Source organism: Streptomyces sp. ME19-01-6, assembly GCF_033793745.1.
Taxonomy (GTDB): Bacteria; Actinomycetota; Actinomycetes; order Streptomycetales; family Streptomycetaceae; genus Streptomyces.
In genome coordinates this window covers 119,751-131,524 of sequence record NZ_JARAXF010000029.1, presented here as the reverse complement: position 1 = coordinate 131,524, position 11,774 = coordinate 119,751, and the positions used below count along the sequence as shown (strand labels likewise).

The following is an 11,774-nucleotide window of genomic DNA, read 5'->3' as shown; positions in this document are numbered from 1 at the left end:
CGGCGGCACACGACCCACGCCTGGACTCCGACCTTCTGGAGCAGCTGCTCCAGAAGGCGGGGCAGCAAATCAAGACCCTGGATTCCCTGCATGCCAAAAACGCACCGGCGCTGCTGTCCCCCACCGAACCGTTGCAACCGACCTCACAAGCCGTTCCGGGAAGAAGGCGCGGACGTGATCAAGCCTGAGCACATCGAGACCCTGCTCAAATCCGATGGCGATGCGCCTGACCTTGATCGTCGCGGTTGGCGCCGTCGGGGTCGAGTCATGCGCGAACGCGGCATCGCCGGCGTGACGCGCCGAAGACGCCGCTCGCTGACACGGCCCGGCAAGGGGGCCCGGCCGACCTGGTGCTGCAGGCGGCGAAGAACCTCGTCATGGATCTGGAGGACCCCGACTGCCACGCCCGCTACATGACCAGGGACCGGGACAGACCTGCATGGATGAAGTTCTCGGCAAGAACAAACTCGGCGCACATCACCTGCTGCGCGTCGGCCTCACCACCATGGCGGTCCCCTCCGCCGCGCCGTGCCCCCTTACTGGGCTGCTCGTCCGCGCCGTCGCCGTACCCCTGTGACCGTGTCGTCGCCCGAGCCCCGCGGTCGGCCGGCAGCGCCTCGGCGATCCTCGGAGGGATCGGCCGTGATGCTCCACGGACCGGCTGAGGCATGACGAACCCTGCGGGGTATGAGTGGAACACTCCACGTGAGCGAGGCAGGCTGTACCTATGCGGTCGCTCTTCCGCTCATCCGGCCCGTCAGCAGCCGGCGGCCACAGCCGAGTGCTCTTCAGACTCGTGCAGTGTGTGCCGTTCATGATCGTGCTGCTCGCCCTGGGGATCGAGCTGTCGCCCGCACATGCGGTGTACACCGGCCCCATCCTCGCCGCTATGCCGGCCTTGGCTTCACTGACGATGGGCCCGAAGGGCACCCTTTCGGCAGCGACCGGAGCTTTGGCCGTCACCCTGATCACAGCCGCCCTGCACCAAAGCTGGGGCGGCCTGGTCTACAGCAACCTCACGGCCGCCCTCGTAGTGTCCGTCGTCAGTGTCACCATGAGCAGAGCCGTGCGCACGCGCAGGCAGAGCGAACTCAACCAGGTTCGCCGGGTCGCTGTGGCAGCTCAGCAAGTCCTCCTGCGATCTGTACCCGCCCGGCTGGGCCCGGTGCGGGTGGCCAGCATGTACCTCGCCGCTGAGACCGAAGCACAGATCGGCGGTGACCTGTACGAGGCGTTGCAAACCCGGTACGGGGTCCGGATGATCGTGGGGGACGTCCGCGGCAAGGGGCTTCCCGCTGTGCGCTTGACCGCAGCCGTACTGGGCGCGTTCCGGGAGGCCGTGCACTACGAGGATGACCTGGTGGAGGTGATGAACCACTGCGCGGCCGCGCTGAGGCGGGAGTGCGCCGTGCCGGGTGCGGTCGATCAGGACGACGGGGAAGAACAGGTGGAGGACTTCGCCACTGCCCTCGTGGCTCAGGTACCCGGCACATCCGTGGTCGAGGTGGTCAACCGCGGCCATCCGCCTCCACTGTTGTTGCGCCAGGGCAGGGTCGAGGCCCTGATGCCCGCCTCGCCACTACCACCGCTCGGCCTGGAAGACTTCATCGTCGGTCCTCCCACGAAGCCGGAGAGCTATCGCTTCGCACCCGGCGACCGCCTGCTGCTGCACACCGACGGCGTGGTCGAAGCCCGCAATCGTGACAACGAGTTCTTCGCCTTGCCCCAGGCCATGGAAGCGGTGTGCTCCTGCACCCCCCCGGAGTTCCTGGAACAACTGCACCAGGCATTGATCCGCCATACCCAGGGCTCCCTGGCGGACGACGCGGCAATGCTCCTCGTCGACCGGATCGACGAAGAAGCGGGCACACAAGTCGACGCGGCCGCCGCCTCCTCGAACGACAGACCGCGTTGATCACCTCCACACGTGTCCGGTGATCACCGTCAGGATCGTACGGGCGTGGGACTTACGTACGGGCCGGAGGATCGGCAAGGTCATGATCGGGAGGAACACCTACTGGACACCCTCGTCTCGATCTTCACGGGCGATCTACCGGCGCCGAGTGGGACACAGTTTGGCCGAGGTCGATGGTCACCTCGTCGGCGGTGTGGTTGAGCAGGAAGAGGTGGTCGGTTCCCGTTCGAGGGCGGCGCCGGATATCGCCGGGAGGCTCGCGCTGTGACCGGCCCTTTCCCTCGGCGGATCGCCGCACATGCATCTCGCCTGTACGGAGGCGTACGTCGTGATCGGTGGCCAAGGGCGCCGCGGGAACAACGGTCACGTTCGACGGCGCGCCTGCCCGATGACGGGCCGGGGCACTCCGTAGAGACGGCGGAAGCGGGGGTGGCAGCGTGTTCCGTACTCTGGCGGCATGCGCATGCGTCCCACTTTGAGCTGGACCCCTGCCGAGGACCTGCCGCCGGGCAGCACGGATCTGGAACCGGTCGCCAAAGCGCTGAGCACCGGCGGTGTGCTGGTACTCAGCGGGGCGGGCATCTCCACGGAGTCGGGCATCCCCGACTACCGCGGCGAGGGCGGGAGCCTGAGTCGGCATACCCCGATGACCTACCAGGACTTCATAGCCGACGCCCAGGCCCGGCGCCGGTACTGGGCTCGCAGCCACCTCGGCTGGCGCACCTTCGGCCGCGCCCGTCCCAACGCCGGGCACCGGGCCGTGGCCGCGTTTGCCCGGCATGGCCTGCTCTCGGGTCTGATCACCCAGAACGTCGACGGCCTGCACCAGGCCGCTGGCAACGAGGGCGTCGTGGAACTCCACGGAAGCCTGGACCGGGTCGCCTGCCTTTCCTGCGGCACCCTCGGCCCGCGCCGCGAACTCGCCCGGCGATTGGAGGAGGCCAATGAGGGCTTCGAGCCGGTGGCCGCCGGAATCAACCCGGACGGCGACGCCGACCTCACCGATGAACAGGTCGGGGACTTCCGCGTGGTGCCCTGTACGGTCTGCGGCGGCATTCTCAAACCGGACGTGGTGTTCTTTGGCGAAGCCGTTCCGCCACGACGGGTCGAGCACTGCCGCGAGCTGGTCCGCGAGGCGACCTCGCTGTTGGTCCTGGGCTCCTCACTGACGGTGATGTCCGGACTCCGGTTCGTCCGCCAAGCGGCCCAGGCCGGGAAGCCGGTACTGATCGTCAACCTGGCCCCGACCCGGGGCGACCGGCACGCCGTCACCCGGGTCGCGCTCCCGCTGGGAACGGTCCTCACCGCCGTGGCCGGCCGACTGGGCCTCCCAGAGTCGGCACAGGCCTGACGCGGGCGCCGGGCGGCATCGAGGCGGGCCTGGGGCCTGGGGTGGCGCGTGGCTAGGCGTCCGCGACCCAGCTGCCGTGGAGTCCCAGCGGCACCCGGCCGGGCAGGTGAATACGGGCCAGCGGGTGGCCGCCGAAGTCCTGGGCCGAGAGGATCACCAGGTCAGTCGCCCCGCGGTCGGGGTCGTTCACATACGACAGGACGTAGCCGTCGTCCTCGTCCCGCGCGCCGCGCCGTGGGACGAACACCGGCTCGCTGACCGCCGCGCCCCCCGGGAAGCGGTGAAGCTGCCGACTGCTCCGCAGCATGTCGTGCTTCACCAGGTAATCAGTGAACTTCTCGTCCGGCGGCACCCCGTCGACGGTCTCGTACGCGCGCCACATCTCAGCCGCGCTCGCGGTGTAGGCGTAGCGGTGCCGACGCGAGACCAGAGACTCGTTGATGCGGGGGAACTCCTGCGGGCGGTCGTCCAGCCGACTGCTGCGGACGCGGCCGGCGCGCAGGTCGATCGTCCAGCGGTCGAGGGTCGGGGCACCGGTCGCGGAAGGTCCGCCCATGCCGCGCCCGGCGGCGTAGAACGGCGCGGGGAACCCTGTGTACTCCACCACGACCGTGTCACCCTGGTCGTAGGCGTTGAGGGTGTGCGAGTAGTACACCGGGGCGATCTCGAACCAGCGCGTGGTGCGGCCGGTGCGCGGCAACAGCCCGATGCGCATGGGATGTCTGTCGTTCCACACGTACGGCACGATCGCGCCCGCCTCCGCGGCGGCACCGTCGAAAGTGATCGGCACGTCCACGATCACCACGTACTTTTCGGTGAGCGCGAAGTCGTGCATCATCGGCGCGTCCGCGACGGGGATCCGTGTGGTCCGCACTACCTGGCCGGTCCGGTCGATCATGATGTGCCGCACATGGTCCCAGGTGGGGTAGTACGCGACCGCGTGCAGCTCGTCGGCCGCCGAGTCGTACTTGGTGTGCGCGGTGAACGCGCCGCCCAGCGTGGCGCGGAAGTCGTACGGGCGCACGGTATTGAGTTCGCCGTCCAGCTCGTACGGCAGCGGCCCGCCTTCCTGCATCGCAAGGATGCGGCCCTTGTACGGGATCACGTGCGTGTTGCACGCGAAGTCGTCCGGCGGTGCCTGGCCCGGGTAGGTCTCCCCCAGCTTGGCCGTCACCTGCGAGGACCGCACCCAGCGGTTGCGGTACCACTCCGCACGCCCGCCGCGCAGCCGGACCCCGTGCACCATTCCGTCGCCGAGCATCCAGTGGTGGGCGCGGACATCCTCAAGGCCCAGCGCGTTCGGGCCGTTGCGCAGGTAGCGGCCGTCCAGGTCACGCGGGATGCGGCCGGTCACTTTGAGGTCAAAGGCCGTCAACTCCTCGGTGGCCGGCTCAAAGGCCCCTTCCAGGAACGGGGTCGCCCCGGTCGCGCCGCTGTTCCCGGCCGTGGGGCTCGCCTGCGCCGCAGCCGTGAGGAAGCCGGGCCCGAGGCCGCCGCCGACCACGCTGCCCGCTGCCGCGACCGCGGCGCCCTTGAGAATTCTCCGCCTGGCGTGACTGGCCATCATGCTTCCCCGCTCCCTTGTCGACGTCCGGCTCCGTCGGCCGGGCTCCTGGTGACGGGATCAAGCCTCCTCCGCGGGGCCCCGTGAAACAGTTGACCCAGGCCCCGAATCGGGGGTGATGCCGGCACCACCCCCGAGGCCGAGATGTCCCGGCAAGCCGCTGGAGCCAGCTCCTCCAGTCCGGCTGGTTCCGTGGTCTGAGCCGTCCCCCCGGCCAGGCGGACATGGTCCGGCGACGCCCACTCACCGGGCAGGGGTGAAGACACGGTTGTCGCGTAGGAGCGCCCACAACACGCTCGCCCCCGCGGCCGGTGGCGGCCGTGGGACCCATGCTATGGCGTTCGAGTCGGGTTCTCCCCGTGCCGCCCTGGGGGCATGCCTCCCTCAAGGCTCCTGACCGTGTCCCGGATGGTGGGGTGGCGGTAGAGCTCCCGCAGCCGGAGCGACGGCAGGCCACGGGCGCGCAGTGTGGCGCCGATGCGGACGGCGAACAGGGAGTTGCCGCCCAGTTCGAAGAAGTCGTCGTCCAGGCCGACGGGCACGCCCAGTACCTCGCTCCATATCTCCCGCAACTGCTCGGGAAGTTCGGGGACGGGGTTGGGAGAGGGACCGGGGCTGTCCCCGGCCCCACCGGGCTCGGTGGGCCGCTCGGGCGCCGTGGGTGGGGGGAGCCGTGCCGTGTCGAGCTTCCCATTGGCCGTCAGCGGGAGCGTGTCCAGGGCGGTGACCGTGGTGGGGAGCATGTAGTCGGGCAGGACGTCCGCGGCCCGCGCGCGGACCTTGGCGCAGGCGCCGGCGGAGAGGACCACGTAGGCGTCGATCCGGGCGGTGGCCGCGTCGGCCGGGTCGTCGCGGCGTACCACGACGGCCGCCGTCCGCACGTCCGGGTCCTCCAGCAGGACCGAGCGGATCTCGTCCAGCTCGATCCGGAAGCCACGGATCTTGACCTGGCTGTCGATGCGCCCGAGGTGTTCGAGTCGGCCGTCCGGGCGGAGGCGTCCCAGGTCGCCGCTGCGGTACATGGTGCCGCCGGTGAAGGGGTCCGGTACGAAGCGCCTGGCGGTCAGTTCCTCTTGGCCCAGGTAGCCGAGGGCGACCCCGGCGCCGCCGACGCAGATCTCGCCCGCCGCTCCGGGCGGCAGCAGCCGTCCGGCCGGGTCCGTCACGTACAGGTGCCAGCCGGGCAGCGGGTGCCCGACCGAGCGGGTGGCGTCGAGTGCCAGGCGCCGGGTGAGGGTCTGCTCGGTGACGTGGACCGTCGTCTCGGTGATGCCGAACATGTTCACCATCCGGCAGACCGACTCGGGGTGGCGGTCGAACCAGGGCAGCAGCATGCGCGCGTCGAGTGGTTCGCCGCCGAAGACGACCATCCTGACCGCGACCTGGCTGTGGTCGACGTCCAGGAGCTGGGCGAAGGCCGACGGGGTCTGGCTGACCACGGTGACCTGCTCGGCCACCAGCAGGTCGCGGAAGCGGTCGGGTTCCCGGGAGACGAAGTACGGCACCACGACCAGCCGTCCGCCGGTCAGCAGGCAACCCCAGATCTCCCACACCGAGAAGTCGAAGGCGCTGGAGTGGAACCAGGTCCACACGTCGTCGGCCCCGAGCCCGTAGATCTCGCGGGTTGCGTCGATCAGGGCGATCACGTTGTGATGCGGCACCTCGACGCCCTTCGGGCGGCCGGTGGAGCCGGATGTGTAGATGACATAGGCGGCGGTGTCCGGTGCTGCGGCGCCCGGCAGGGGCCGGACGTCGCCGGGCTCCGACGCCGCGACGAGCAGTTCGTCCGGGGTCACCGACGCGCAGCGCGCCACCTGCGGGAACCGGGGCAGGCGGGTGATCAGCACACCCAGGCCGGCGTCCCGTGCCGTGTGGGCGATCCGGTCCGCGGGATAGGCGGGGTCGACGGGCACGTAGGTCGCGCCGGCCTTCAGCACGGCGAGCAGGGTGACGACGAGTTCGGCCGTGCGCTCCAGGCACACGCCCACCCGGTCGCCGGCCGTGACGCCGCGCTCGCGAAGGCCGTGCGCCAGCAGGGTGGCGCGGTCGTCGAGTTCGCGGTAGGTCAGATCCGCGCCACCATCGGTCACGGCGAGGCGGTCCGGGCTCGCCGCCACGATCCGCGCGAACGCCTCGGGCAGGGTCAGCGCAGTGGTGACCAGCCGGCGGGGCGGGCGGCCGAGTGCCGCGACGCGGTCGCGTTCGGCCTCGTCCAGCGGATCGACGTCGTCGACCGCGGTCCGGGGCGAGCGCAGGACGTGCTGGTGCACCCGTACGAGGTGCCGGGTGAACTGCGCGGCGATCTCCGTCGAGACATGGCCGCCGTCGTGGTCGCAGCGCAGCCGCCAGCCGTCGGTGTCCCTGAAGACCGAGAAGGTGAGCGGGAACGGCGGCGCCAGGCAGGGCACGTACGCGCCGGGCAGCTCCACCTCGTCGAAGAGCAGACCGACGAGCGCGGGACCGTCCGCGGGCGAAGGTTTCAGCTCGCCGACTGTGGGGGCCGGGTCGACGGTGAAGGAGCCGTGATCCGTGCCGATGACGGGCGAGGTCTCGGGGTCGTAGCGGCGCAGGGTGACGGCGAGGGCCGTGAGCCAGCTCGTCTCGTCGCCCCCGTCGTCCAGGGACCAGAGGTGAGGGCCGGCGGGGCGGCCGTCGGCCAGTCCCCAGGCCGGGGCTGGGGCGGTGGCGGGTGCCTCGGGCGCGGGGCGGCCGGCGTCCGGTCCGACCGGTTCGCCGGCCGCCAGACGTACGAGAGCGGCGCGGTCGAACCGGTCACGTGGCGCCACGAGGATCAGGTCGCAGGGGCCGTCGGCGTAGCGCAGCAGAACCCTGCGCGATGTGTGGGCGGGGCGGGCGAGTTCGGTGGCGCGGCGGCGTTCGGCGAGCGGGTGGGCTGCGGTTACGGGCACGTCCTCGATCCACAGCCCGGGTGGGGCCGGCGGGTACGGGGCACGGTCCGAGCGGACGCGCACCGCGTGGCAGCGCGCCGCGAGGGGAAGAGGGCCTGACACGTGAGGACTCCTAGTCGTGGGGAGGGCGGCGGATACGGTGGTGTGTGCTGCTCAGCGGATGCTGAATCCGCCGTCCACGGTCAGGACCGAACCGGTGATCTGCCGGGATTCGTCGGAGGCGAGGAAGACCACCGCGGCGGCGACATCCTCGGGTTCGATCAGCGTGTTCATCGGCTGCGCCTCGGCGAATGTCTTCTCGTGCTCGTGCACCGGCACCTCCAGGGCCCTGGCGATCTCGGCGAGCATCCGGCCCTCGGCCCGCGCGTCGTCGCGCACCGACCCGGGGCACACCGCGTTCACGCGCACCTTCGTCGGTGCGTAGTCGAGCGCCGCCGCCCTGGTCAGTCCGACGACGGCGTGCTTGGCGGCGACGTACCCGGCGAAGTGGCGGTAGCCGACGAGCCCCGCGGTGGACGCGACGTTGACGATGCTGCCGGCCCGCCGGGTGCTCATCGCCTTGCCGACCTCGCGGATCACCCGCCAGGCCCCGGAGAGGTCGACGTCGATCATCAGCGACCACTCCTCCTCGCCGATCTCGTGCACCGGCTTGCCCGAGGGCGCGGCGATGCCCGCGTTGTTCACGGCGACGTCGATCCGGCCGAACCGGTCCTCGGCCCGGGTCACCGCCTCCCGTACGGCCTGGATGTCGCGGATGTCGGCCACCGTGGTGAGCACGGCCGCGCCTGCCTCCCGGCACAGCGCGGCGGTGTGCTCCAGCTGACCCGGAGTGCCCAGCGGATAGGGCACCCCGGGCAGGTCGGCGCAGATGTCCAGCAGGGTGAGGTCGGCGCCCTCGGCGGCACAGGCGAGCGCCGTGACCCTGCCGAGTCCGCGGGCGGCGCCGGTGACGAGGACCGACTTGCCGTGCAGACGCATCAAGAACTCCTTGAAGAATGAGGTGTGTGGAGGGAAGAGACGACGAACGGCGCTACAGCACCGTCGAGACGATCAGCCGGACGAGCGCGGGCGCGGCGTCGGTGAGGTACATGTGGCCGCCGGGGACCTCGATGTACTCGAAGTCGCGGCCGGCCACCTTGCTCCAGGACTCCGCGTCGTCGTACCCGACCAGGTCGTCGTCCTCGCCCCGGACGACCGTGAGGGGCGCGTCGAGCGGGAGGTCGGTGCTCGGCACGTAGTTCTCGTGCATCTCGACGTCCGCGCGCAGGGCGGGCAGGATCATCTCCCGCATCTCCGGGTCGTCCAGCGCGGGATGGTGATAACCGGCGAACTCGCCCACACGGGCGAGGAAGTCCTCGTCGGACAGGTCGGTGGCGCGCTGCTCGCGTCCCCGCGCGGGTTCCGGCGATCCGCTGACGAAGAGGTGGACGAGCTCGACGCCGGGCTCGTCGACCAGCCGGTGGGCGAGTTCGTAGGCGAGCACCGCGCCGAGACTGTGCCCGAAGAGGGCCACCCTGCCGCCGTCACCGCTTTCGCCGAGCCGTTCCCGCAGCTGGACCAGGAGCCCGTCGACGGCCTGGTGCGCGTCCCGGTGGGGCTCCTCGTCGATCAGCCGCTCGCGGCCGGGCAGTTGGAGGGCCACGATCTCCAGCGCGTCCCCGGCCAGGGCGCTCCAGGGACGGTAGAACGAGGCCCCCGCCCCGGCGTACGGAAGGCAGATCAGCTTGGTCACATCAGGCGTGGTCATGGGTGCGGGTGTCTCCTTGTGAGTCGGGCGCGTTGTGGGGGCGGGGGTCTTGTGGGGCGGGGCCGGAAGCGAGCAGACCGGCGAGCTCCGCCGCCTCGACGGCGGTGCGCAGCGCGTCGGCGGCGCGGTCCGGGCCGGGCAGTCCGGGGCCGACCGGCATGAGGTTGAGCGTGGTGGCACCGGCCTCGGCGAACGCCGTCATCCGCTCGGCGATCCGCTCCCGCGGCCCGAGCAGCGAGGTGGCGTCGAGGAATTCGAGGGGGACGGCGGCCATGGCGCCCGGGTAGTCACCGGCGAGGAACCTTTCCTGGACGGCCCGGGCCTGGGAGCCGAATCCCATGCGTTCGGCCAGCTGGGTGTAGTGGTTGTCCTGCCGTCCGCCCATGCCGCCGAGGTACAGCGCGGCGTAGCCCCGGACCCGGCGGGCGCAGGCTCGCCAGTCGGCGCCGGTCACCAGGGGGACGCCGGGGGCGATGTCGAACCCGTCGAGGGTGCGCCCGGACTTCGCGAGGCCGGCCCGCAGGGGTTCCAGCTGCGCGGCGGCGTGGGCCGGGGAGAAGAACACCGGCAGCCAGCCGTCGGCGATCTCCCCGGCCAGTTCCAGGTTTCTGGGGCCGAGGGCGGCGAGATAGACCGGGATCCGCTCGCGCGGCGGCCGGATGGTCAGGGCGAGCGCCTTGCCGGGGCCGTCCGGCAGCGGGAGCGTGAAGTGGCGGCCCCGGTACGCCAGGGGCTCCCGGCGCAGCGCGCGGCGCACCAGGTCGACGTATTCGCGGGTACGGCCCAACGGGGCGGCGAATCTGACGCCGTGCCAGCCCTCCGAGACCTGGGGGCCGGACACGCCGAGCCCGAGCCTGAGCCGTCCGCCGGACAGGGTGTCCAGGGTGGCGGCGGTCATCGCCGTCGTCGCGGCTGAGCGAGCCGGGATCTGCAGGACGGCGCTGCCGACGTCGATGCGGGAGGTGCGGGCGGCGATCCAGGACAGCACGGTGACGGCGTCGGATCCGTAGGCCTCCGAGACCCACACCGCCGAGTAGCCGAGTTCCTCGGCGAGCGAGGCGAGCGGGAGGTTGGAGGCGTCGTTGCCGCCGACCCAGTAGCCGAGGTTGAGGCCGAGCCGCAGGGTGGGGACGGTCATGGGTACTCCTGTACGGGCGCACGGGCGGGGCCGCGGTCGCGGTCAGCGGCTGGTGCGGGTGCGGGTGCGGTAACGCCATGTCGAGAGGGTGACGAAGACGGCGATGAGCAGCACCGAGCAGCCCACGGTGTACAGCTCGGGGTGGAGGGCGGGCCAGGAGTGCTGCACGCGGAAGCCCGGCGGGGGCGGGTTGCCGAAGAGCCGGCGCAGGGCGTTCGCGAGCGAGGTGATCGGGTTCCAGGCGGCCACGGTGGACAGCGGGCCCGGCAGGGTCGCGCCGGAGACGAACCCGGAGGAGATGAACGTCGCCGGGAACAGCCAGATCAGCCCGAGACTCCCGGCCACCTGGGCGTTGGGCGTGATGAGGGCGACGAAGACGCCGATCCACGACATCGCGAAGGAGAACAGCAGCACCAGCAGGATCCCGGCGGCCACCTCGGCCGGGCCGGAATGTGGGCGCCAGCCCATCAGCAGACCGCACGCCGTGGTGATGGCCACACTCGCCACGCAGGTGGTGAGGTCGGAGGCCGTGCGGCCGAGCAGCAGGGCCACGCGGGAGATCGGCAGGGTGCGGAAGCGGTCGACCATGCCCTGGTCCAGGTCCCTGGAGAGCCCGACCGTGGTGAAGGTCGTGGTGAACGCCACCGTCTGGGCGATCAGTCCGGCGAAGACGTACGAGCGGTAGGCCGTGCCGCCCAGGCTGTTGCCGAAGACGTACCCGATGAGCATGGCGTAGACGACCGGCTCCAGGTCATCGGCGACGCGGCGGGCCGTGCGGCGGCCCACGCCGCGCAGTTTCGCGATGAGGTAAAGATTTTCGAAACCGGTCAGCGTGCCGTCGACCGTCGAATACTGGCCGGCCATTCCAATCGTGGCCCGCACCTTGTCCGGATGCTCCGCCACATTCCAGCCGTTCACGAAGGCGCGCCCGGAATCCGGCTTGAGGAGGGTCGTAAGAATCTTTACCAGGGTGGTTTTCCCGGCACCGTTCGGCCCCAGCAGACCCATGATCTCACCTGGGTGAACCTCCAGTTCAACACCGCATAACGCGTAGGTGTCCCAATATTTCTTTTGTAGGCCACGGATAAGGATGGCCGACGCGGCAGGGGTATGCACACATCTGTTTCTACGCTCCCCCAGGACCTGGGTC

The 11,774-nt window shown here is 70.9% G+C and carries 9 protein-coding genes; 3 read left to right on the top strand and 6 right to left on the bottom strand.

The annotated features are described in order from the left end of the window. Positions 1–439 precede the first annotated feature (439 nt). The 3 genes from PV419_RS40840 to PV419_RS40830 all read left to right on the top strand — a co-directional run bounded on the left by PV419_RS40840 (position 440) and on the right by PV419_RS40830 (position 3,266). Entirely contained in the window at positions 440–577 is a 138-nt protein-coding gene (locus PV419_RS40840) for a hypothetical protein (protein WP_319697749.1), read from the top strand. A 237-nt stretch (positions 578–814) separates the two neighbouring features. Next, positions 815–1,915 (top strand): PP2C family protein-serine/threonine phosphatase, encoded by a 1,101-nt coding sequence (locus PV419_RS40835; RefSeq protein WP_319697747.1) that lies wholly within the window; start codon positions 815–817, stop codon positions 1,913–1,915. Between the two features lie 457 nt (positions 1,916–2,372). Next, positions 2,373–3,266: an NAD-dependent protein deacetylase gene (locus PV419_RS40830; RefSeq protein ID WP_319697745.1), complete on the top strand. Its 894-nt coding sequence runs from the start codon at positions 2,373–2,375 to the stop codon at positions 3,264–3,266. 52 nt (positions 3,267–3,318) lie between these two features. On the opposite strand, the gene PV419_RS40825 is transcribed toward PV419_RS40830, so the two are convergent. The 6 genes from PV419_RS40825 to PV419_RS40800 form a co-directional block, all read right to left on the bottom strand. After that, entirely contained in the window at positions 3,319–4,830 is a 1,512-nt protein-coding gene (locus tag PV419_RS40825; protein WP_319697754.1) for a carotenoid oxygenase family protein, read from the bottom strand. Positions 4,831–5,162: 332 nt separating this feature from the next. Then, positions 5,163–7,739, bottom strand: a complete 2,577-nt coding sequence (locus PV419_RS40820) for an amino acid adenylation domain-containing protein (RefSeq protein ID WP_319697744.1) — start codon at positions 7,737–7,739, stop codon at positions 5,163–5,165. A 153-nt stretch (positions 7,740–7,892) separates the two neighbouring features. Continuing rightward, complete coding sequence (locus PV419_RS40815) at positions 7,893–8,717, bottom strand: SDR family oxidoreductase (RefSeq protein ID WP_319697742.1); 825 nt, start codon at positions 8,715–8,717, stop codon at positions 7,893–7,895. Between the two features lie 52 nt (positions 8,718–8,769). Then, on the bottom strand, positions 8,770–9,486 hold the full coding sequence (locus tag PV419_RS40810; RefSeq protein WP_319697740.1) for a thioesterase II family protein: 717 nt from the start codon (positions 9,484–9,486) through the stop codon (positions 8,770–8,772). Then, a complete protein-coding gene (locus tag PV419_RS40805) occupies positions 9,473–10,624 on the bottom strand; it encodes an LLM class F420-dependent oxidoreductase (protein ID WP_319697738.1) in 1,152 nt (383 codons plus the stop codon). The genes PV419_RS40810 and PV419_RS40805 overlap by 14 nt, the downstream gene beginning before the upstream one ends. Positions 10,625–10,666: 42 nt before the next feature. Beyond that, positions 10,667–11,740, bottom strand: coding sequence for an ABC transporter permease (locus PV419_RS40800; protein WP_319697736.1), 1,074 nt, complete (start codon positions 11,738–11,740; stop codon positions 10,667–10,669). Between the last annotated feature and the right edge of the window lie 34 nt (positions 11,741–11,774).

Bases quoted from the DNA above. Each gene is read 5' to 3' on its own strand.
- PV419_RS40830 (WP_319697745.1), top strand. From the start codon at position 2,373: ATGCGCATGCGTCCCACTTTGAGCTGGACCCCTGCCGAGGACCTGCCG.
- PV419_RS40840 (WP_319697749.1), top strand. From the start codon at position 440: ATGGATGAAGTTCTCGGCAAGAACAAACTCGGCGCACATCACCTGCTG.
- PV419_RS40805 (WP_319697738.1), bottom strand. From the start codon at position 10,624: ATGACCGTCCCCACCCTGCGGCTCGGCCTCAACCTCGGCTACTGGGTC.
- PV419_RS40810 (WP_319697740.1), bottom strand. From the start codon at position 9,486: ATGACCACGCCTGATGTGACCAAGCTGATCTGCCTTCCGTACGCCGGG.
- PV419_RS40815 (WP_319697742.1), bottom strand. From the start codon at position 8,717: ATGCGTCTGCACGGCAAGTCGGTCCTCGTCACCGGCGCCGCCCGCGGA.
- PV419_RS40835 (WP_319697747.1), top strand. From the start codon at position 815: ATGATCGTGCTGCTCGCCCTGGGGATCGAGCTGTCGCCCGCACATGCG.
- PV419_RS40825 (WP_319697754.1), bottom strand. From the start codon at position 4,830: ATGGCCAGTCACGCCAGGCGGAGAATTCTCAAGGGCGCCGCGGTCGCG.